The following is a 20,675-nucleotide window of genomic DNA, read 5'->3' as shown; positions in this document are numbered from 1 at the left end:
CTCAGCGGGCCTTGAGCACGTCGGCGAGCACCCGCTGCAGGTGCAGGCCCCGGCGCACGTCGCACGGGTGGCCGGTCCGCCCGTCGCGCACCATCGCCAGCAGGTCGTCGAGCAGGTTCGCGTAGCACTCGCGCGCCGCGGTGCGGCGGCTGCCCAGCGGCGCGCAGCCGTGCTCGCCGTACACCGCGAAGTCCACCAGCGACGGCTGCACCGGCACCCGCAGCGAGAGGGTGAGCGTGCTGGTCGCGCCGCCCCGGTGGCCGAACACCAGCTGCCACAGCCCGTGGGCGTCGCGGCGCGCGAAGAGCACCTGCTCGATCTCGCCGAGCGCGGCGTCGAGCAGGTCGATCGCGTGCGGGCCCGCGTCGACGAGCGCGCCGTCGTCCTCCTGCCGCCACGGCGAGGCCGCGTAGTCGCCCGCCAGCAGCCCACCGGCCAGCCAGCGCCCGGTGCCGCCCTGCCAGCCGCCGAGCTCCCGCAGCTCGGCCAGCCAGTGCCGCACCTCCGGCGCGAAGCGCCGGGTGAGCACCACCAGCGCCGCGACCCCAGACTCGCTCACCGCCTGGACGATCCCCTCGGCGCCCGCCGGGTCGGCCGCCAGCGGCTTCTCCAGGACCAGGTGCTTGCCCGCGCGGGCCGCGCGCGGAGCCAGCTCGGCCTGCACTGACGGCGGCACCGCGAACGCCACCGCGTCGACGGCGTCGAGCAGCTCGTCGACGCTGCCCGCGGCGTCCGCGCCGTGCTCCGCGGCGAGGGCCTCGGCCGCCTCGGGCCGCCGCGCCCACACCGCCGCCAACCGGGTGCCCGGGTGCTCCCGCAGCCCGGGGGCGTGCACCCGGTGCGCCCACGGCCCCGCTCCGACCAGGCCGACCCGCAGTGCTCCGTCCATGCCGCCCATGGTGCCGATGACCCGGGCCCGCTACGGCAGTCGGGGGGTGCGGCGCGAGCTGCACAACACGATCTGGTGGACATCGCGGCTTTCCGGCATAGGGTGTCCGGCATGGTGGTCAACCCTGGAGGGCGTTCCCTGCCGGCGGGGTTCGAGCCCAGGACGCCCGAGGGCGGCCCGGTCGTCCCCAAGGACGCGGCGACCGTGGTGCTCGTCCGGGACGGTTCCGCGGGCCCCGAGGTGTTCCTGCAACGCCGGGTGAAGGGGATGGCCTTCGCCGGGGGCATGACCGTCTTCCCGGGCGGCGGGGTCGACCCGCGCGACGCGGACCACTCGGTGGCCTGGCACGGGCCCGGGCCGGAGTGGTGGGCCGAGCGGTTCGGCTGTTCCCCGGAGGTGGCGCGGGCGCTGGTGTGCGCGGCCGTGCGCGAGACCTTCGAGGAGTCCGGTGTGCTGCTCGCCGGACCGGACCCGACGACCGTCGTCGGCGACACCAGCCGCTACACGGAGGCCCGCGCGGGGCTCGTCGCCCGCGACCTGTCGCTGGCGGAGTTCCTGGCCGGTGCGGACCTGGTGCTGCGCGCGGACCTGCTGCGCCCGTGGGCGCACTGGGTGACCCCGGAGCAGGAGCCGCGCCGCTACGACACGCGCTTCTTCCTCGCCGCGATGCCCACCGGTCAGCAGGCCGACGGCAGCACGTCCGAGGCGTCCCACGCGTACTGGTCGACGCCGCAGCGGGCGCTGGAGGACTTCGCGGAGGGCCGCACCCACCTGCTCCCGCCGACCCGCGTGACGCTGGAGGAGCTCGCCGAGCACGACAGCGCGGCGAGCGCGGTCGCGGCCGAGCGGACGCTGCAGAAGATCATCCCGAAGCTGGTGCGGCGCGGCGAGCGCTGGCACGTGCTGCTCCCCGGAGAACCCGGTTTCGAGGAGGCGAGATGACCGAGCACCCCGCCCACGGGACGCTGCGCCCGGTGACCCGGTACGCGTCGGTGCTGCTGGCGCACAACCCGTCGCCGATGACCCTGGAGGGCACCAACACCTGGGTGGTGGGTGAGCCCGGCGCGGCGGGCCGCGTGGTGATCGACCCGGGCCCGGAGGACGCCGACCACCTGCGGCGGGTGGCCGACCACGGCCCGGTGTCGCTGGTGCTGCTGACCCACCACCACCCCGACCACACCGACGGCGTCGCGCGGTTCGTGGAGCTCACCGGCGCCCCGGTGCGCGCGCTGGACCCGGCCCTGTGCCGGGACGGGGAACCGCTCCGGGACGGTGAGGTCGTCGAGGCGGGCGGCGTCGAGCTGCGGGTGCTGGCCACGCCCGGCCACACCGCGGACTCGGTCTGCTTCGTCGTCGACGGCGACGAGCCGGCGGTGTTCACCGGCGACAGCGTCCTGGGCCGCGGGACGACGGTGGTCGCCCACCCGGACGGCCACCTGGGCTCCTACCTGGAGTCGCTGCGCCGCCTGGCCGACCTCCCCGAGGGCCTGCGGGTGCTCCCCGGCCACGGCCCCGACCTCCCGGACGCCCGCACGGTCGCCGAGCACTACCTCCAGCACCGCCACCAGCGCCTCGACCAGGTCCGCGCGGCCCTGGCCGACCTCGGCCCCGACGCCACCCCGCGCCAGGTGGTGGAGGTGGTCTACGCCGACGTGGACCGCTCGGTCTGGCCCGCCGCCGACCTCACGGTCCAGGCCCAGCTCACCTACCTCCGCGAGACCGCCTGACGCGCGTCACCTGCCGGCGAGGGAGAGGTCCTCGCGGGTGCGGGGGAGGAGGGTGCTGCGGCGCAGCCAGAGGACGGCGGCGAGGACGACGCCCACCGCGCTCGCGGTGAGGAAGGACGCCGGCGGGCCGCTGAGCTCGACCAGCTGGCCGCTGACCGACTGGCCGAGGGCCGCGCCGAGCGTCACCGAGGTGACCACCCAGCCGAACGCCTCCGTCGCGGTGCCCTCGGGGGCGGCGATCTCGATGGCCATCGAGTGCGCCGTGGACTGCGGGGTGATCAGGCTGCCCACCACCAGCAGCGCGAGGCACAGGCCCCACAGCGTGCCCGGCAGGGCCAGCAGGGTGATCAGCGCGGCGAACCCGAACAGCAGCGCGGGCAGGCGCAGGTGCATCGGGCGCGGCCAGGGGCGCACGCCGTAGGCGATGCCCACGACCACCGAGCTCACCGACAGCACGCTCAGCAGCAGGCCACCGGCGGTGGGGTGGCCGGCGCCGACCGCGGCGGCGGGCACGCCGACCTCGATGAAGCCGATCAGGGCGCCGAAGCCCAGCGCGGCCAGCGCCACCGTGCGCATGCCCGGGCTGGCGAGCGCGCCGAGCAGGCTGCCGCCGCCGCGCGCCGGTTCCGGCCGCTGGGCGCGGGCGGCGCGGGTCGAGGCGAAACCGACGCTGCCGAGCACCATGCACGCCGCGCCGGCCACGAGCCCGGTGCCCGGCCACGGCATGGCCACCAGCAGGCCGGCCAGGCCCGGACCGAGGATGAAGAAGGTCTCCATGCTGATGGCCTCGTACGAGTACGCGGCGTCCCGCGCCGGGCCGGGCGGCAGCAGCTGCGCCCACAGGGCCCGGGAGGCCGGCCCCACCATCGGCTGGCTGGCGCCCACCAGGACCGCGAGCGCGGTCATCAGCGCCACCGGGGCGTGCAGCTCGATGACCACGACCCCGGCGGCCACCAGCGCCGCGAACACCGCGGACATGACCAGCAGCGGCTTCGTCGGCCCGACCCGGTCCATGACCCGGCCCTGCACGACCGAACCGCACGCGACGCCGACCAGCGCACCCGCCGAGACCAGCCCGGCGGCCGCGAACGACCCGGTCTCGCGCTGCACGTAGAGCATGAGGGCGAGACCGATCATGGCGATCGGCAGGCGGCCGAGCAGCGAGGTGATGACCGGTCCTCGGGCGCCGGGCGCGGTCAGGGCCGTTCGGTAGTCGGAGAGCGACGCGGAGGACGACACGCGATCCAGTATCCCGATAGTGGTACTCCAGTACCAAACACCCGGTGGGTAATCCCGCTCACCAGCGAAGAATGGGGACTTTCGGCCTTGCCCACAGCCCCGTTCCCCGAGGCACACTGGAGGGCGAGTTACCCGGTACGGGTGAACTCTGCAACCCAGCCCTGGGGGGCTGCGTCCTGGTAGGTGAGAGGGTCTTGCTGGCGACGCCCGTCGTGCAGCATCGTCGAGAAGAGGCATTCCTCCGGTGTTGAGGATTCGGGGCCGACGCACCGGAGGATCGGGGGAGCGTGGTTGGTCGTCGGGGGATCAACCACGCACACTGTGGAGGGGCTGGCGCGCCGCGTCGGGGGCGGCGCCCAGCCTCTCCACACATCTGTGGCAGTCGGCCGCTGTCGTCACCGGAGCGATGACCCGGCCGACGCGCGTCCACCTCGCCCCGCCAGCCCCAGGTGACCCACGTCCACCAGGCGCGAGCGGTGGCGAGGAGCGCCGCCGCCCAGACGCGAAAGAACGCGCGTCGACTGACGAACCCGGGAACCGTTCCCGGACCCGTCGGCCGACGCGCGTCAGTTCACGCGCGTAGCAGCGCTGTTCAGCGGGCGCGTCGAGCGAGCCGCTCCGGGTCGAGGATGAGCACGCTCTTGCCCTCGAGCCGCAGCCAGCCGCGGTGCGCGAAGTCCGCCAGCGCCTTGTTCACGGTCTCCCGCGACGCGCCGACGTACTGCGCGATCTCCTCCTGCGTCAGGTCGTGGGTGACCCGCAGCAGGCCCGCCTCCTGGCTGCCGAAGCGCTGCGCGAGCTGCAGCAGCGCCTTGGCGACGCGGCCCGGAACGTCGGTGAAGATCAAGTCCGCCAGCATGCCGTTGGTGCGCCGCAAGCGACGGGCCACCACGCGGAGCAGCTGCTCGGCGATCTCCGGTCGGGTGCTGATCCACTGCCGCAGCGCCGAGCGGTCCATGCTCAACGCGCGGACCTCGGTGACCGTGGTCGCCGTCGACGTCCGCGGCCCGGGGTCGAAGATGGACAGCTCGCCGAACATGTCCGACGGCCCCATGATCGCCAGCAGGTTCTCCCTGCCGTCTGGGGACTTGCGTCCGAGCTTCACCTTGCCGGACTGGATGATGTAGAGCCGGTCACCCGGCTCGCCCTCGGCGAAGATCACGTGACCGCGCGGGAACTCCACGGGTTCCAACGACTGTGCCAGGGCCTCCGCCGCGGCCGGCTCCACTCCTTGGAAGATGCCGGCCCGGGCCAGGGTCTCGTCCACCTCGTCCCTCCATGTTGAGACGCGGCGGCTTGCTGTGGTGCCGGACCCGCGGCGTGCGCGCGTCTGGCGGTGTGCCGCCGATCACTACCAGCAATTCTAAATCTGGTCACGCGAACGGCGAGTACGCAGCCTACCGGCGCGTCCCACCCTGCGAAGCTGGAACAACTCCAGCGCTCGTCCAATACCTTGCCGGAACAGCGCCCGCACCTCGTCGGGGCGAGCGTTCTCCAGCAGCTCTTCCACCTCGTTCTCCTGCACCGCCACGTGCCGCAGGCGGGCCTCCACGCGCTCCATGAAGAGCGTGAAGAACATGATCACCAGCGGCACGACGATGACGAACCAGGCAGCCACCATGATTCCCATCCTCACGCATGCCGTCGAGCAGGGTGCAACCGGGGTCCGGTTGACGGTGGCGAGCCGGTACGGGCACCGTCCGCGTCAGCCCGATCCGTAGTCTGGTGGGGTGTCGGATCTGGCTCGAACCAAGAAGCCCAGGCCTCGCGCGGGTGGTGAAACCCGGCTCGGCCTGGTGAGGCGAGCTCGCCGGATGGTGCGAGCCCTGACCGAAGCCTACCCGGACGCGCACTGCGAGCTGGACTTCGGCACCCCGCTCGAGCTCGCCGTCGCGACCATCCTGTCCGCGCAGTGCACCGACAAGCGGGTCAACGAGGTCACCCCGGCGCTGTTCGCGAAGTACCCGACGGCCGCCGACTACGCGGGCGCCGACCGCACCGAGCTGGAGGAGATGATCCGCTCCACCGGCTTCTACCGGAACAAGGCGGCGTCGCTGATGGGCCTGGGCGCGGCGCTCGTGGACAAGCACGGCGGTGAGGTGCCGCGGACGCTCGAGGAGCTGGTCGAGCTGCCCGGCATCGGCCGCAAGACGGCCAACGTGATCTTGGGCAACGCCTTCGGTGTGCCGGGCATCACGGTGGACACCCACTTCGGGCGCCTGGTCCGCCGCTGGGGCTGGACCGAGGAGCAGGACCCGGTCAAGGTCGAACGCGCGGTCGGCGAGCTCATCCCGCGCAAGGAGTGGACCATGCTCTCGCACCGGGTGATCTTCCACGGTCGCCGCGTGTGCCACTCCCGCAAGCCCGCCTGCGGTGCCTGCCTGCTGGCCAAGGACTGCCCGTCGTACGGGCTGGGCCCGACCGAACCCGCCGCCGCGGCGAAGCTGGTCCGCGGCCCGGAGGCGCCGCGGCTGCTGGAGCTGGCCGGGGTGGTCGAGGAGGTCCCGGAGCGCACCGTCGAGCAGGCCGCGGCCAAGGAGCCGCTGGCGTGAACCTGCGCGCCTACCGGACCGAGATCCGCTGGACCCTCGTCGTCCTCGTGCTCGCGGTGCTGGGCGTGGTCGCGCTCTGGCCGCGCGACGCCGAGCAGCGGACCGCGCCCGCGCCGGAGCCGCAGCCCGCGGCCGCGCCCGTGGACCCGGCCGTGCGGGCCGCCGCGGCGCTCGAACCCTGCCCGGTGGGGCCCGGGACCGTGCCACAGCTCGCCGGGGTCACCGGCACCTGCCAGGCCGACGGCAGGCCGGTCGACGTGGGCGCGGCCGTGGCCGGCCGGCCGACGCTGGTCAACGTGTGGGCCACCTGGTGCGGGCCGTGCCGCACCGAGCTGCCGGCGCTGCAGGCCTACGCCCAGCAGCCGGGCGCGATCCGGGTGATCGGGTTGCAGGTGGACAGCGATCCCGCCGACGGCCTTGACCTGCTCACCGAACTCGGCGTTCACTTCCCCACCGTGCACGACGGCGACAACCGCGTCCGCGCCGCGCTGGGCGCTCCCGCGGTGCTCCCCATCAGCTACGTGGTGACCGGGTCCGGTGAGCTCCGTCGCGTCGACCCGCCGGTCGCGTTCGAGACGCCGGACGAGGTCCGGGCCGCCGTCGAGCGCACCTTGGGGGCGCCATGAGCTCGAAGCTGCTCGTCGACCCCGCTGACCTGCCCGGATGGCTGCGGCCGCTGGTCGAGCGCGCCGCCGAGCTCGACCCGGGACACTTCGGCTGGCCGCGGGCCGACCCGCCGGCCGACGCCCGGCCCGCCGCCGTGCTCGTCCTCTTCGGCGAGGGCGAGAGCGGCCCGGACGTGCTGCTCCTGCGCCGCGCGGACGGGCTGAACTCGCACCCGGGCCAGGTTGCCTTCCCCGGCGGCTCCCTCGACGATGTCGATCGTGGACCGGTCGACGCCGCGCTCCGCGAGGCCGTCGAGGAGGTGGGGCTGCGGCCGGAGGGCGTCCGTCCGCTGGTGACCCTGCCCGAGCTGCACGTCCCGCACTCCGGCTTCCGGGTGACCCCGGTGCTCGCGCACTGGGTCGAGCCCTCGCCGGTGGCACCGGTCGACCCCGGGGAGACCGCCGCGGTGGCCCGGGTGCCGATCTCCTGGCTGACCGACCCGGCCAACCGGCTGCGGGTGCAGCTGACCGGGCGGCACGCCGGCCCGGCCTTCCTGGTGCCCGGGATGCTGGTGTGGGGCTTCACCGCCGGGCTGCTGTCCGGCCTGCTCGACCTGGCTGGGTGGTCACGCCGCTGGAACCGCGCTGACGTGCGGGAACTGGACGAGGCGTGGCGGGCTGCGGAGGAAGCCGAGGACATCGGTTTCGGGCGGAGTTGACCATCTGAGACCGTGGTGCGGTCTGATCGCCGGGGTGGAAGGGTGAGCGGGTGAACTGGGTCGACCTGCTGGTGGTGCTGTTGGCACTGCTCGCCGCAGTGTCGGGCGCGCGGAGCGGCCTGGTCACCGCGTTCTTCTCGTTCCTCGGCGTGTTCGTCGGGGCCGTGGTCGGCCTCAAGGTGGCGCCGCTGGTGCTGGACCGGCTGGACAGCCCGGTCGCCCGGCTCGGCTTCGGGGTCGGGATCGTGGTGCTGCTGGTCGCCTTCGGCGAGACCTTCGGCATGTGGGCCGGGCGCGAGCTGCGGGACCGCATCACCTCCCGCCGGCTGACCGGCGTCGACAACGCGCTCGGCTCGGTGCTGCAGTTCGCGGCGGTGCTGGTGGTGGCGTGGCTGGTGGCGTTGCCGTTCACCTCGGCGTCCGCGCTGCCCGGGCTGGCGGCTGCGATCAGCCGGTCGCAGGTGCTCAGCACGGTGAACTCGGTGATGCCCGACTCGGCGCGGCAGCTGCCGAACGACCTGCGCGAGATGCTCGGCGTCTCCGGCTTCCCGCAGGCCCTGGAGCCGTTCTCGCAGACGCCGGTCGCCGAGATCGCGCCCCCGGACCCGTCGCTGGCGGGCAGCCCGGCGGTGCGCGAAGCCCGGACGAGCGTGGTCAAGGTCCGCGGCCGCGCGACCTCCTGCGCGCGGGCCCTGGAGGGCACCGGGTTCGTGGTCGCGCCACACCGGGTGATGACCAACGCGCACGTCGTCGCGGGCACCGAGCGGGTGGCGATCGAGATCGGGCGCGGCCAGTTCGACGCCGACGTGGTGCTGTACGAGCCGGACACGGACATCGCGATCCTGGCGGTGCCGGACCTGGACGCCGACGCGATGACGTTCGTGGACGGCGAGGTGGGGCCGGGCAGCGACGTGATCGCCCTGGGCTACCCGCTGGACGGGCCCTACACGGCCTCGGAGGGACGCGTCCGGGAGCGGATCCGGCTGCGCGGGCCGGACATCTACGAGGCGCAGACCGTGGTCCGCGACGTGTACACGGTGCGCGGCAAGGTGCAGAGCGGCAACTCCGGGGGGCCGCTCATCGACCCCAGCGGCAAGGTGGTCGGCGTGGTGTTCGGCGCGGCGGTCGACGACCCGGAGACGGGCTTCGCGCTGACCGCGGCCGAGGTGGCCGACGAGGTGGCGGCGGCGCCCCGCCTGACGACCCCGGTCTCCACCGGCAGCTGCACCAGCTGACCGGGGCCTGCGCCCCGGTGGGGGCGCGTCACCTCACGCCGAGGCGGTCTCGTCCTTGTGGCGCTTGGTGAGCTGGGAGGTCTCCTTGAGGGAGTCGATGGTCCGCTTCGGGGCGCGGATCTTGCGCACCCGGCGGTAGCCGAGGAGAGCGAACAGACCGGCGACCACCAGCATCAGCAGGAACACGATGCCGAACGAGGCCCACCGCCACAGGCCGAGCTGGGCCAGGCCCTCGGCCAGCGTGAAGAACAGGAAGAACATGCTGAAGGCGAGCACGGTCAGCGCGAGGACGAAGTAGACGCTGCCCTTGACAGCCTTCTTCACCTCGCCGGCGAGCTCGGTCTTGGCCAGTTCCACCTCGGACCTGACCAGAGTGGACAGGTGCGTCGTGGCGTCGCGGACCAAGGAACCGATGGACTGCCCGTCCGGAGCAGTGCCCTCTTCGGACAGCGGGATGGACGTGACCGCGGTCCACCCCGCACCGTCACGGCTGCCGTTGGTGCTCTTCTGGGCGCTGTTCACGTGCCCCATCGTGCCACGCGCGATCAGGGGCCCACCCGCCGACTCGCGATGCGTTACCCGTGAGTGACTTCGCGAGGCGCCTCGCCCGGGCGGGTGGCCCAGCGCACGGCGGCGGGGTCTCGGTCAGGAGTCGGCGTCCGCGGTGGCGTTCCGGTTCTTGCGGCCCTGCCAGTACAGGGTCGCGGAGGCGACCAGCGAGGCGATCGCGGAGGCGATCAGCACCGCGGCCTTGGCCCGCTCGGCCGCGGCCCCGTCCAGCGACAGGTCGGCGATGAGCAGGCTCACCGTGAACCCGACGCCGCCGAGCACCGCCAGCGACGCCATGTCGCTCCAGCGCACCGCGGTCGGCTTCGCCCCGACCCCCAGCTTCACCGCGAGGAACGAGCTGCCGAAGATGCCGATCAGCTTGCCGGCCACGAGACCGACGATGACTCCGATCGCGATCCGGTCCCCGCCGATGGCCGCCAGCGCCTCGCCGTCCACCGGCACCCCGGCCGCGAAGAACGCGAACACCGGTACGACCAGCCCGGCCGACCAGGGCTGCAGGCGGTGCTCCAGGCGCTCCGAGGGCGAGGCCTCCTCGTTGGGGTCGCGGTGGACGCGGGTGAGCAGGCCGAGCGCCACCCCGGCGATGGTGGCGTGGATGCCGCTGGTGTGCACCGCGACCCACAGCGCCACCGCCAGCGGCAGGTACAGCAGCGGGCTGGTGACCCGCTTGTGCTGCAGGTACCAGTACGCCGCGCACAGCAGGACGGCGGCGAGCAGTGCGAGCACGTCCAGGCCACCGGTGAACACCACCGCGATCACCACGATCGCGCCCAGGTCGTCGACCACGGCGAGGCTGAGCAGGAAGATCCGGGCGGCGGTGGGCATCCAGGACCCGGTCACCGCCAGCACGCCCAGCGCGAAGGCGATGTCGGTGGCCATGGGGATGGCCCAGGCCGCGTGCGCGCCGGGCGTGCCGTGGCCGATGGCGAAGGCGAGCACGGCGGGGACCACCATGCCGCCGAGCGCGGCGATCACGGGCAGCACCGCGCGCTTGCGGTCGGACAGCTCACCGAGGACGAGCTCGCGCTTGAGCTCCAGCCCGGCGACGAAGAAGAAGATCGCCAGCAGGCCGTCCTTGGCCCACTCGCCGACGCTCAGGTGCAGGTGCAGCGCTTCCGGCCCCAGCTCGAAGTCGCGGACCGCCCGGTAGAACTCCGACAGCGGGGAGTTGGCCAGCAGCAGCGCGAGCGCGGTGGCGGCCAGCAGCACCAGTCCGCCGACGGTCTCGGTGCGCAGGTAGGCGCCGAAGTCGAACGGCTTGGCGGGCGAGTCGTGGTGGTCGGCTGAGGACACGTGGGCTCCGATCGCGGACAGCACGGACTTGCATCGCCGACCAGACTTCCCGGCACACCTGGCGATGACCCTAACACCCGATCGGCGCACCGCCATCGTGCGCGAACCGCCCGCGCGGAGCGTCGTCGCAGGTCAGGGAGGCTGTTCGCGCCGATCCGTGCTGGGTTTTTCACGTTCGCCTTGACAGCGGCAGGGGCGCCCCCCGCGCGGGAGGACGCCCCTGTGCGGACACGGTGCGATCAGTCGTCGCTGCTGCTCTTCAGGCCTTTGGAGATGAGGTCCATGACGCTGGAGTCGGCCAGCGTGGTGACGTCGCCGATCTCGCGGTTCTCGGCGACGTCGCGGAGCAGGCGCCGCATGATCTTGCCGGATCGGGTCTTGGGCAGTTCGGGCACGACCATGATCTGGCGGGGTTTGGCGATCGGGCCGATCTCGCGGGAGACGTGCTCGCGCAGCTCCTTGAGGGCGGCCTCGCCGGAAGCGGCGTCGTCGACGCCGCCGCGCAGGATCACGAACGCGACGATGCCCTGCCCGGTGGTGGGGTCGGAGGCGCCGACCACCGCGGCCTCGGCGACGTTGGGGTGCGACACCAGGGCGGACTCGACCTCGGTGGTGGAGATGCGGTGCCCGGAGACGTTCATGACGTCGTCGACCCGGCCCAGCAGCCAGATGTCGCCGTCGTCGTCGTACTTGGCGCCGTCACCGGCGAAGTAGTAGCCGAGGTCGGCGAACTTCGACCAGTAGGTCTCGCGGTAGCGGTCGTCGTCGCCCCAGATACCGCGCAGCATCGACGGCCAGGGCTTGTCCAGCACCAGCAGCCCGCCGCTGCCGTGGGGCACCTGCTCGCCGGCCTCGTTGACGACCTTCGCCGAGATGCCCGGCAGCGGCCGCTGCGCCGAGCCCGGCTTGGTGGAGGTGACACCGGGCAGCGGCGAGATCATGATCGCGCCGGTCTCGGTCTGCCACCAGGTGTCGACGATCGGCGTGCGGTCGCCACCGATGTGCTTGCGGTACCAGATCCAGGCCTCGGGGTTGATCGGCTCACCCACGCTGCCCAGCACCCGCAGGCTGGACAGGTCGTAGCGGGCGGGGATCTCCGCACCCCACTTCATGAAGGTGCGGATCGTGGTCGGCGCGGTGTAGTAGATCGTGACGCCGTACTTGGCCACGACCTCCCAGTGGCGGCCCTCGTGCGGGGTGTTCGGCGTGCCCTCGTAGATCACCTGCGTGGCGCCGTTGGCCAGCGGCCCGTAGACGATGTAGGTGTGGCCGGTCACCCAGCCGATGTCAGCGGTGCACCAGTAGACGTCGCTCTCGGGCTTGAGGTCGAACACGGTGCGGTGGGTGTAGGCGGCCTGGGTCAGGTACCCGCCGGAGGTGTGCAGGATGCCCTTGGGCTTGCCGGTGGTGCCCGAGGTGTAGAGGATGAACAGCGGGTGCTCGGAGTCGAAGGCCTCCGGCGTGTGCGTCTCCGGCTTGCCCTCCACCACGTCGTGCCACCACTTGTCGCGGGAGTCGTCCCAGGAGACCTCACCGCCGGTGCGGCGGACCACGATCACGTGCTCCACGCTCGGGGTCTCCTTGACCGCCTCGTCCACGTTGGCCTTCAGCGGCAGCGCCTTGCCGCGCCGGTACTGCCCGTCGGAGGTGATGACCACCTTGGCCTGGGCGTCGTTGACCCGGGAGCGCAGCGCCTCCGCGGAGAACCCGCCGAAGACGACGCTGTGCATCGCACCCAACCGGGCGCACGCCAGCATCGCGAACACCGCCTCCGGCAGCATCGGCAGGTAGATCGCCACCCGGTCACCCGCACCCACACCCAGCGAAGCGAGCGCGTTGGCGGTCCGGCACACCTCCCGCTGCAGCTCGGCGTAGGTGATGCGCCGCGAGTCCCCCGGCTCGCCCTCCCAGTGGATCGCCACCCGGTCGCCGTTGCCGGCTTCGACGTGCCGGTCCACGCAGTTGTAGGCCACGTTCAACCGGCCGCCCACGAACCACTTCGCGAACGGCGCCCCGGACCAGTCCAGGACCTGGTCCCACTCGGTCTCCCAGTGCAACTGGGAGGCCTGCTCGGCCCAGAACGCCTCCCGATCGGCATCCGCCTTCTCGTACAGCTCGGCAGACGCGTTCGCCTGCGCGGCGAACTCCTCCGAAGGCGGGAACGTCCTGCTCTCGTTCAGCAGGTTGCTGAGCTCGTTGTGCTGCCCTTCGGGCTGGCTCATCGCCGAGAACCTCCGTGGTCGTGGGTAGCAGTGCTAGGTCGCACCGTAATGCGATCGGACTCACTGCAACAGAGGGATGGCGCAAATGGTTCAGACCAATCCGGCATACGGTCCGAAACCGAAGCGCTACTCAGGGCGTGTGGCATGTCCACTGTGGCACACCTCGCATCCGGCGGCGCTGGTGGGGGCACACCCGCCCGGTAGCGTCTCCGGGCGTGAGTGACACGCCATCGCTGGCCCCGCTGGCCGAGCTGGAGGGGGTGGCCGACGCCGTGGCCGCCGCCCGTGCGGCCATCGACGAGGTCCACCGGCACCCCGCCAACCGCCGCGGCTGGCCGACCACCGCTGCGGAGGCGTCGGTGCGCGCCGCCCGCGCGTCCGCGGCCATCGCCGGGGGCGCCACGGAGATCCCCGAGTCCGGCGAGGTCACCGACCCGCTGCTGGCCGGGTCGCTGCGGATCGCCGAGGCGATGGGCGCGCTGCTGCCGACCTGGCAGCGCGCGCCGCGGCAGGCGCTGGCCCGGATGCACGTGCTCGCCGCCGCGGACCTGGTCGACGACCCGGAGCAGCTCGGCCGCCCGCAGGCGGACCCGGAGATCGCCGAGCGGCTGGACCTGCTCGCCGAGATCGTCACCGACCCGCAGGCGCAGGGCCCGGGGCCGGTGCTGGCCGCCGTCGTGCACGGCGAGCTGCTCGCGCTGAGCCCGTTCGGCCAGGTCGACGGCGTGATCGCGCGCGCGGCCGCGCGGCTGAGCGTGATCGGCAGCGGGCTGGACCCGAAGGGCCTGGTGGTGCCGGAGGTGGCGTACTTCCGGCGGCAGGAGGAGTACGCGGAGCGGGCGCTCGGGTTCGCCACCGGGGACCCGGAGAAGGTCGCGGAGTGGATCGTGCACTGCTGCCGGGCGCTGGAGGCGGGCGCCCGCGAGGCCCGGTCCATCGCCGACGCGGTCCAGGAAGGCTGACCGCCGCACACCCGAGACGGACCGCAGCCGGGGGAGCGGACTGCGGTCGAGCGGAGGACGAGGACGTGGTGAAGAAGATCCTGATCGACTGCGACCCGGGCATCGACGACGCGCTGGCGCTGGCCCTGGCGCACGGCAGCCCGGAGCTCGACGTCGTGGGGGTGACCACCGTCGGCGGCAACGTCGATCTCGAGCACACCACGCGCAACGCCCTGTGCCTGCGGGACTACTACGGCATGGACGCGCCGGTCGCGCGGGGTGCCGGGCGGCCGCTGGTGCGCGAGCCGCGGACCGCCCGGGACGTGCACGGCAGCTCCGGCCTCGGCGGCGTGGTGCTGCCGGAGCCGAAGTCGGAGCTCAGCGGGCGGCACGCGGTCGACTTCATCATCGACACCCTGGCCGCCTCGCCCGGCGAGGTCAGCCTGACCGCGGTCGGGCCGCTGACCAACATCGCGCTGGCCCTGCGCAAGGAACCGCGCGTCGCCGAGTGGGCGCGCGAGTTCGTGGTCATGGGCGGGTCCTACACGCGGGGCAACACGACCCCGGCCGCCGAGTTCAACGTCTCCGCCGACCCCGAGGCCGCCGCGGTGGTGTTCGGCGCGCCCTGGCGGACGGTCATGGTCGGCCTCGACCTCACCCACCAGGCCCGCGCGACCGCCGAGGTGCGGGCCGGGTTCCGCGGTCTCGGCCGGCTGGAGGCGGAGCTGCTCACGCCCTGCCTGGACTTCTACGGGGGCCACGCCAACTACCAGGACGAGGGCCCGGCGATCCACGACGCGTGCGCGGTGGCCTACGTGATCGACCCCGGCCTGTTCGAGGCGGTCCCGGCCCGCGTCGAGGTGGAGACGCAGGGCCGCTTCACGTCCGGCATGACGGTCACCGACTTCCGCGCCCCGGCCGAGAGGCAGAACGCGCTCGTCCCGACCCGGCTGGACACCGACGGCTTCTGGCGCCTGGTCGGCGACGCCTTCCGCGCCGTCGCCGCGGGCCTGCCGGGCTGACTCACCCGCCGAGGGCGCGGAGGGCTTCCCGGACGTGGCCGTCGGCGACGGCCAGCGCGGCCGCCGAGCTCTCCACGTCGGCGCCGGTCAGCAGGTGCACCAGCGCCGTCTTCAGGTCGCCGTCGGCGGCCGTCAGCGCCGCCTCGCACTCCTCCTCGGAGGCGTCGGTGGCCTCCTGCAGGATGCTGATCGTGCGGCCGCGCAGCTTCGCGTTGGTGGCCAGCATGCTGACCATCAGGTTCGAGTAGGTGCGGCCCATCCGGATCATCACCGCGGTGGAGAACGAGGTGAGCACCAGCTTCTGCGCGGTGCCCGCCTTCATCCGGGTGGACCCGCTGATCGGCTCCGGGCCGGTGTCCACCGCGATCACCACGTCCGCGGGCACCTGCCCGACGTCCGGGTTCGAGGTGACCAGCGCGGTCCTGGCGCCGAGCTCCTGGGCCGCGGCCAGCGCGCCCAGCACGTACGGGGTGCGGCCGGAGGCCGCCAGGCCCAGCACCAGGTCGTCGGACGAGGCGCTCTCGCGGATCTCGGCGGCCCCGGCGTCGACGTCGTCCTCGGCGTTCTCCACGGCGCGCTGGAACGCCGCGGCCCCGCCCGCCTGGTGCGCGACGATCCAGTCCGGCGGCACGTTGAAGGTCGGGATCAGCTCGGCCGCGTCGAGCACGGCGAGCCGGCCGGACGTCCCCGCGCCCACGTAGTGCACCCGGCCGCCCGCGCGCAGCGCGTCCACCGCCATGTCCACCGCGCGCGCCAGCTCCGGCAGCACCCGGCCGACCGCGACCGGGACCGTCCGGTCCTCGCCGTTGAGCACGTGCAGGATGTCCAGCGTCGGCAGCAGGTCGATGTCCCGCGTCCGCGGGTTGTTGCGCTCGGTCGGAGCATCCACCCGCACAGCGCGGTCCTGGCTCATCACGCCTCCCTCTGCCGCCGGCGGTCCGGTCGGCTCTCGAGGCGATGGCCGCCCACCGCTTCGTAGGTGGCTTCCAGCGCGGCCCGGGTCTGCTCCAGGTGGCGCTGTGCGACGCCGATGAACAAGCAGTCGATCACGGTGAGCTGGCCGATGCGGCTGGCCATGGCCCCGGACCGGTAGGTGGTCTCGCGGACCGCGGTGGTCAGCACGTGGTCGGCGACCTCGGTGATCGGCGAGCGGGCGAAGTTGGTCAGCGCGGCCGTCGTCGCCCCGCGCCGCCGCGCCTCGCGCAGCGCTTCGACGGTCTCGGCGGTGGCGCCGGTGTGCGAGATGCCGATCGCGACGTCGCCCTCGCGCAGCACCGCGGCCGAGGTCAGCGCGTTGTGCGTGTCGGACCAGGCGAAGCAGGTCAGGCCGATGCGGTGCAGCTTCTGCTGGAGGTCGAGGGCGACGAACGCGCTGGCCCCGACCCCGTAGACGTCGATGCGGCGGGCCTGCGCCACGTCCTCGACGAGGGGCTGCAGGACCGCGGCGTCGAGCTGCTCGGCGGTCTCCTCGACCGCCTTGGCGTCGGCGTAGCCGACCTTCTCGATGATCTCCGCGAGGCCGTCGTCGGGCGCGATGTCGCTGCCCAGCTCGCGGTCGCGGGTGGAGGTGCGCGCGGTGTCGGCGGCCAGGGCGATGCGCAGGTCCGGGTAGCCGCCCACGCCGATGGCCTTGCAGAACCGGGTCACCGTGGTCTCGCTGGTGCCGGCGGCCTCGGCGACCTCGGTGATGCTGCGCCGCGAGATCGAGGCCGGGTCGGCGAGGACGATGTTGGCCACCCGTTGCTCGGCTCGGGCGAGTCCGGGCAACAACGAACGAATCTTGACGAGGGGGCTCGCCTCGCCCGATTCGTGGGACCTGTCGTCAGTGGCCATGTGGGAAACTTACTAACCGTTGCTCGTAGGGGTCAATGGCCCTCTTCTGGGTTTCCGACGTGAGGACGGGCCGGGTCCACCCCCAGGTTGCACGCGTCGCCGACCGCCCGGAAGGGGCCATAGTCAGGTTTACTCGCTGCGGAGCGTGGTCTCCACATCCGCTCCGAGCGGCCCGCGGGGCACAGCTGTTCGTGAGCGGCTCACGTGCTCACCCCTGTGGTGACGTCCGCACGTGACCGCCACCCGGCGCGGCGGTCCGGGTGGCGGTCGGTCCCGCGGTCACTGCTGGGTGACGTGCTCCGGCTCGACGAAGACGACCACCCGCTCCTCCCCGGGCTGCGGCCACGGGTACTCGGCCTCCCCGAGGTACTTCTGGGACATCTGGTTGATGAACCGGTTGTCCTGGTCCTCCTCGATCTTGGCGACCCGACCGCGCACCTCGAGGTAGCGGTGCGGCTCGTCCGGGTCGTGCACCGAGACGGACAGCCGCGGCTCACGCTGCAGGTTGCGGTACTTCTGCCGCGTCTTGGTCTGGCTGAACTTCAGGTACCGGCCGTCCCAGTCGATCCACACCGGGTTGCACTGCGGCTCGCCCTTCGGGCCGATGGTGGCCACGTGCCCGAACGCCCGCTTGCGCAGGATCTCCTCGCGGTCCTGCGGGATCACCGACATCTCGACTCCTTCCGACGGGTGCGGTGGCTCTTCGACACTGCCCGTCGGCCGTCGTCGCCGCGACTCGGCGACCCCCGATCAGCGCCGGGCCAGGGCGCGCCGCAGGAGCCGGTGCAGGGCTTGCTGCTCGTCCGGGGTGAGCCCGCCCAGCGGGGTGTCCACCGCGAACCGCTCGATGAGCTGCGCCCGTTGCCGCTCGCCCTCGCCGGTCAGCGCGATCAGCTTCGCGCGGCGGTCGGTCGGGTGCGGTCGGCGGGTGACCAGCCCCTGCCCCTCCAGGCGGTCCACGACGAAGGTGACGTTCGAGGTCGCGCAGTGCATGCGCTCGGCGAGCGCGCGCATGCTCAGCGGTTCGGTCAGCTCGCGCAGGGCGATCGCCTGGGACGCGGTGAGGTCGCTGTCCGCAACGCAGCGGCGCACGTGGTCCTCGATGGTGTGCGCGAGTTCGCTGATCAGGCTGCAGAGCTCGCGGGTGTCGGCCGCCTGTTCCACGCGACGAGAGTACCAAGTTGGAGCTGTTGCAATTCGAACATTTCTAGTTGTAAGTTCTTCGGCGTGGACGAGCAGCAGCGGTGGAACGCGGTGGCCGGTCTCCGGTCGATCGAGCTGGGCGACCTGCGGGTCAGCTACGTCCCGGACGGCGTCGTGGGGCTCAAGCCCCGCGGCTGGTTCCCGGGGACGACGGACGACGACTGGCGCGACCGCGCCCAGCACCTCGACGGCACGGGGCAGCTGGTCGCCAGCATCGGGGGACTGCTCGTCGAGCGCGGCTCGCGCGCGCTGCTGGTCGACGCCGGGTTCGGGCCGAGCAGCCGGCCCGACGACCCGGCGAACCCGGCCGTGGGCGCCACCCGTGGCGGTGCGCTGCTGGAGGACCTGGCGGCGCTGGGCCGCTCCCCGGAGGACGTCGAAGCGGTCGCGATCACCCACCTGCACACCGACCACATCGGCTGGGTGCACGAGGGCGTCTTCACCACCGCGCGGGTGCTGGTGGCGGAGCCGGAGTGGCAGCGCCGCGACCAGCGCGCCGCGGACGTCACCGACGCGGTGCTCGCCGGGCTGGAGGCCCAGCTCGACACCGTCCGCGACGGCCAGGAGGTCTTCCCGGGCGTGCGGGTGCGGTACTCCGCCGGCCACACCCCGGGCCACGCGAGCTACGTGATCACCTCGGGCGGGCAGCGGCTCATCGCCTTCGGCGACGCGCTGCACAGCGCGGTGCAGATCGCCGAACCCGGCTGGCCGGTGTGGGCCGACGTCGACCGGGAGGAGGCGGTCCGCACCCGTCGGGACCTCGTGCGCGAGCTCCAGCGACCGGCCACGACCGGGTTCGGCGTGCACTTCGCCGACGTCCAGTTCGGGCGCGCGGTCACCGGCTCCGGGACCACCCGCTGGCAGCCGCTGCCGTGACGGTCAGCGGTCGGTCTGGGTCCAGCCCTCGGCGTGCAGGCGGTCGGCCTGGAGCTCGCCGTCCAGCAGGGTCGCGTCCCGGTCGGCGGCCAGGATGCCGTCCACGTTCACCCCGCGCCCGGCGTACTGCTCGTCCGGCGCGTACCGCCACCGCAGCTGCACTCGCTGGCCCGGCTCCGCCTCGACGGACCCGCTGACCTCCCACCAACTGCGGTGCCCGGCCCCGGCCAGCTCCTGCTGGTCGTCCTCCGGCGCCCCGGGCCCCTCGGCCGAGACCGGGACCGGACGCCAGTCCCCGCCGTCCACGCTGGACTCCAGCAGCAGCGGGTCGGTCCCGTCGCTGTCCCGCTGGGTGTCCACGAACGCGCTGAACGAGACCTGCACCGGTCCGGCGACCGGTCCCAGCGGGTCGGTGGTCAACGTGCCCGCGCGGTCGGTGTACCAGGACTGCGAGCCGAACTCCGGCCGCACCGCGAGCGCCTGCGCCAAGCCCTGGGCCAGCGCCTGCCGGGCCCGGTTGTTCGACCCCCACTCGCGCGACGGGTGCACCCGGTTGGTCAGCAGCACCGCGACCGACCGCGACAGCGGGTCGATCACCAGCGACGTCCCGGTGAACCCGGTGTGCCCGGCGGTGTGCGGGGCGCTGAGCCCGGCCATGTACCAGCGCTGGTCGAGCTCGAAGCCGAGGCCGTGCGCGTGGCCGGGGAAGGCGTCGTTGTAGTCGGTCAGCATCCGCCGCACGCTGTCCTCGGACAGGATGCGGTTGCCCGCGTAGGTGCCGCCGTTGAGCAGCGCCTGGCCCAGCGTCGCCAGGTCGTCGGCGGTGGAGAAGACGCCGGCCTGCCCCGCGACACCGCCCAGCGACCAGGCGTTCTCGTCGTGCACCTGGCCGCGCACCATGCCGCGCGGCGGGTCGACCTGGAACTCCGTGGCCGCGATGCGGTGCAGCTCGTCGGCGGGCGGGTTGTAGCCGGTGTCGCGCATGCCCAGCGGCCCGGTGATCCGCTCGGCCACCACCCGGTCCAGCGGCTCCCCGGCGAGGCGCTCGACCACCAGGCCGAGCGTGATCATGTTCGGGTCGGAGTAGGTGTAGTGCGTGCCGGGCGCGTGCTCCGGGGTCAGCTGCATGATCCACGGGATCCGCTGCTCCGGCGGCAGCTCCCACAGCTGCGCCTGGGCCTGCAGGCCGGAGGTGTGCGTGAGCAGCTGCTCGACGGTGATGTCCTGCTTGCCGTTGACGCCGAACTCGGGCAGGTACTGGGCCACCGGGGCGTCCAGGTCCAGCTCGCCGTCGTCGACCAGCTGCAGCGCCGCGATCGAGGTGAACAGCTTGCTGACGGAGGCGACGTCGAAGATCGTGTCGGTGCGCACCGGCTCCCGCTGCTCGACGGGCAGTTCGGTGCCCTCGCGGTCGGTGTAGCGGACCTCGTCGCCGACCGCCTCGCGCCGCACCACCACGCCGTCGTGCACCAGCAGGCTCACCGCACCCGCGTACATCGGGTGCTCCAGGTCCGGCGTCCGCTCCACCCACGCCGCGACCTGCTCCAGCGCCGCGTCGATCGGGGCCGGGTCGAGCCCCACCTCTTCGGGGGTGCCGTCGCGCAGCACGGTCCAGGCGGGGGCGAAGTCCTGCTGCGGGCGGTCGAAGCGCCCGCCGGCCTCCTCGGGAGACGCGGTCGCGGAACCGGTCAGCGCGGTGACCGACAGCAGCGCCACGGCCGCCAAGATCGTCCTGCCCATTCTGCTTCC

21 protein-coding genes are annotated in these 20,675 nt (G+C 73.2%); 9 read left to right on the top strand and 12 right to left on the bottom strand.

All coding sequences use genetic code 11. The features are described from left to right. Nucleotide 1: 1 nt before the first annotated feature. The gene (locus HNR68_RS02015; protein ID WP_425502849.1) at nucleotides 2-889 is read right to left on the bottom strand and encodes a Gfo/Idh/MocA family protein; all 888 of its coding nucleotides are present in this window, start codon (nucleotides 887-889) and stop codon (nucleotides 2-4) included. Nucleotides 890-1,000: 111 nt separating this feature from the next. Here HNR68_RS02015 and HNR68_RS02010 point away from each other — a divergent pair, with 111 nt between their 5' ends. Both HNR68_RS02010 and HNR68_RS02005 read left to right on the top strand, forming a co-directional pair. Then, complete coding sequence (locus tag HNR68_RS02010) at nucleotides 1,001-1,831, top strand: NUDIX hydrolase (protein WP_179717052.1); 831 nt, start codon at nucleotides 1,001-1,003, stop codon at nucleotides 1,829-1,831. Next, on the top strand, nucleotides 1,828-2,616 hold the full coding sequence (locus tag HNR68_RS02005) for an MBL fold metallo-hydrolase (protein WP_179717050.1): 789 nt from the start codon (nucleotides 1,828-1,830) through the stop codon (nucleotides 2,614-2,616). The genes HNR68_RS02010 and HNR68_RS02005 overlap by 4 nt, the downstream gene beginning before the upstream one ends. 6 nt (nucleotides 2,617-2,622) lie before the next feature. Here the strand turns inward: HNR68_RS02005 and HNR68_RS02000 are convergent, their stop codons facing one another. From HNR68_RS02000 to HNR68_RS01990, 3 genes are all read right to left on the bottom strand, one after another. Beyond that, the gene (locus tag HNR68_RS02000; RefSeq protein WP_179717048.1) at nucleotides 2,623-3,855 is read right to left on the bottom strand and encodes an MFS transporter; all 1,233 of its coding nucleotides are present in this window, start codon (nucleotides 3,853-3,855) and stop codon (nucleotides 2,623-2,625) included. A 592-nt stretch (nucleotides 3,856-4,447) separates the two neighbouring features. Next, nucleotides 4,448-5,122 (bottom strand): Crp/Fnr family transcriptional regulator, encoded by a 675-nt coding sequence (locus HNR68_RS01995; protein WP_179717047.1) that lies wholly within the window; start codon nucleotides 5,120-5,122, stop codon nucleotides 4,448-4,450. 96 nt (nucleotides 5,123-5,218) lie between these two features. Further along, nucleotides 5,219-5,473 (bottom strand): hypothetical protein, encoded by a 255-nt coding sequence (locus HNR68_RS01990; protein WP_179724537.1) that lies wholly within the window; start codon nucleotides 5,471-5,473, stop codon nucleotides 5,219-5,221. A gap of 196 nt (nucleotides 5,474-5,669) precedes the next feature. Here HNR68_RS01990 and nth point away from each other — a divergent pair, with 196 nt between their 5' ends. The 4 genes from nth to HNR68_RS01970 are packed head-to-tail and all read left to right on the top strand — an operon-like array spanning nucleotide 5,670 to nucleotide 8,966. Then, nucleotides 5,670-6,407 (top strand): endonuclease III, encoded by a 738-nt coding sequence (nth, locus tag HNR68_RS01985; protein ID WP_179717045.1) that lies wholly within the window; start codon nucleotides 5,670-5,672, stop codon nucleotides 6,405-6,407. Further along, nucleotides 6,404-7,033 carry a redoxin family protein gene (locus HNR68_RS01980; RefSeq protein ID WP_179717043.1) on the top strand — a complete coding sequence of 210 codons (630 nt, stop codon included), beginning with the start codon at nucleotides 6,404-6,406 and terminating at the stop codon, nucleotides 7,031-7,033. The genes nth and HNR68_RS01980 overlap by 4 nt, the downstream gene beginning before the upstream one ends. After that, nucleotides 7,030-7,731 (top strand): NUDIX hydrolase, encoded by a 702-nt coding sequence (locus HNR68_RS01975; protein WP_179717041.1) that lies wholly within the window; start codon nucleotides 7,030-7,032, stop codon nucleotides 7,729-7,731. The genes HNR68_RS01980 and HNR68_RS01975 overlap by 4 nt, the downstream gene beginning before the upstream one ends. 50 nt (nucleotides 7,732-7,781) lie before the next feature. Next, a complete protein-coding gene (locus HNR68_RS01970) occupies nucleotides 7,782-8,966 on the top strand; it encodes a MarP family serine protease (protein ID WP_179717039.1) in 1,185 nt (394 codons plus the stop codon). A gap of 33 nt (nucleotides 8,967-8,999) precedes the next feature. Here the strand turns inward: HNR68_RS01970 and HNR68_RS01965 are convergent, their stop codons facing one another. The 3 genes from HNR68_RS01965 to acs all read right to left on the bottom strand — a co-directional run bounded on the left by HNR68_RS01965 (nucleotide 9,000) and on the right by acs (nucleotide 13,051). Next, a complete protein-coding gene (locus HNR68_RS01965) occupies nucleotides 9,000-9,497 on the bottom strand; it encodes a phage holin family protein (protein WP_179717036.1) in 498 nt (165 codons plus the stop codon). A 114-nt stretch (nucleotides 9,498-9,611) separates the two neighbouring features. Further along, nucleotides 9,612-10,829 (bottom strand): Na+/H+ antiporter NhaA, encoded by a 1,218-nt coding sequence (gene nhaA / locus HNR68_RS01960; RefSeq protein WP_343049885.1) that lies wholly within the window; start codon nucleotides 10,827-10,829, stop codon nucleotides 9,612-9,614. A gap of 239 nt (nucleotides 10,830-11,068) precedes the next feature. Further along, nucleotides 11,069-13,051 carry an acetate--CoA ligase gene (gene acs / locus HNR68_RS01955; RefSeq protein WP_179717032.1) on the bottom strand — a complete coding sequence of 661 codons (1,983 nt, stop codon included), beginning with the start codon at nucleotides 13,049-13,051 and terminating at the stop codon, nucleotides 11,069-11,071. Nucleotides 13,052-13,266: 215 nt separating this feature from the next. Here acs and HNR68_RS01950 point away from each other — a divergent pair, with 215 nt between their 5' ends. Together HNR68_RS01950 and HNR68_RS01945 are read left to right on the top strand one after the other, a co-directional pair. Then, nucleotides 13,267-14,013, top strand: a complete 747-nt coding sequence (locus HNR68_RS01950; RefSeq protein ID WP_179717029.1) for a Fic family protein — start codon at nucleotides 13,267-13,269, stop codon at nucleotides 14,011-14,013. Nucleotides 14,014-14,078: 65 nt separating this feature from the next. Continuing rightward, complete coding sequence (locus HNR68_RS01945; protein WP_179717026.1) at nucleotides 14,079-15,014, top strand: nucleoside hydrolase; 936 nt, start codon at nucleotides 14,079-14,081, stop codon at nucleotides 15,012-15,014. 1 nt (nucleotide 15,015) lies between these two features. Here HNR68_RS01945 and murQ read toward each other — a convergent pair whose 3' ends face one another. From murQ to HNR68_RS01925, 4 genes are all read right to left on the bottom strand, one after another. Beyond that, on the bottom strand, nucleotides 15,016-15,927 hold the full coding sequence (murQ, locus tag HNR68_RS01940; protein ID WP_179717024.1) for an N-acetylmuramic acid 6-phosphate etherase: 912 nt from the start codon (nucleotides 15,925-15,927) through the stop codon (nucleotides 15,016-15,018). After that, a complete protein-coding gene (locus HNR68_RS01935; RefSeq protein ID WP_179717022.1) occupies nucleotides 15,927-16,847 on the bottom strand; it encodes a MurR/RpiR family transcriptional regulator in 921 nt (306 codons plus the stop codon). Before HNR68_RS01935 ends, murQ begins: the two co-directional genes overlap by 1 nt. A gap of 279 nt (nucleotides 16,848-17,126) precedes the next feature. Beyond that, complete coding sequence (locus tag HNR68_RS01930) at nucleotides 17,127-17,519, bottom strand: PPOX class F420-dependent oxidoreductase (protein WP_179717019.1); 393 nt, start codon at nucleotides 17,517-17,519, stop codon at nucleotides 17,127-17,129. 78 nt (nucleotides 17,520-17,597) lie between these two features. Then, nucleotides 17,598-18,011 carry a MarR family transcriptional regulator gene (locus HNR68_RS01925; RefSeq protein ID WP_179717017.1) on the bottom strand — a complete coding sequence of 138 codons (414 nt, stop codon included), beginning with the start codon at nucleotides 18,009-18,011 and terminating at the stop codon, nucleotides 17,598-17,600. Between the two features lie 63 nt (nucleotides 18,012-18,074). Between HNR68_RS01925 and HNR68_RS01920 the strand changes: the two genes are divergently transcribed. Continuing rightward, entirely contained in the window at nucleotides 18,075-18,926 is an 852-nt protein-coding gene (locus HNR68_RS01920) for an MBL fold metallo-hydrolase (protein WP_343049883.1), read from the top strand. Nucleotides 18,927-18,929: 3 nt separating this feature from the next. On the opposite strand, the gene HNR68_RS01915 is transcribed toward HNR68_RS01920, so the two are convergent. After that, entirely contained in the window at nucleotides 18,930-20,666 is a 1,737-nt protein-coding gene (locus HNR68_RS01915) for a serine hydrolase domain-containing protein (RefSeq protein WP_179717015.1), read from the bottom strand. Between the last annotated feature and the right edge of the window lie 9 nt (nucleotides 20,667-20,675).

The organism is Saccharopolyspora hordei, from assembly GCF_013410345.1.
Classification (GTDB): domain Bacteria; phylum Actinomycetota; class Actinomycetes; order Mycobacteriales; family Pseudonocardiaceae; genus Saccharopolyspora; species Saccharopolyspora hordei.
This window is presented reverse-complemented; position numbering and strand designations above follow the sequence as displayed.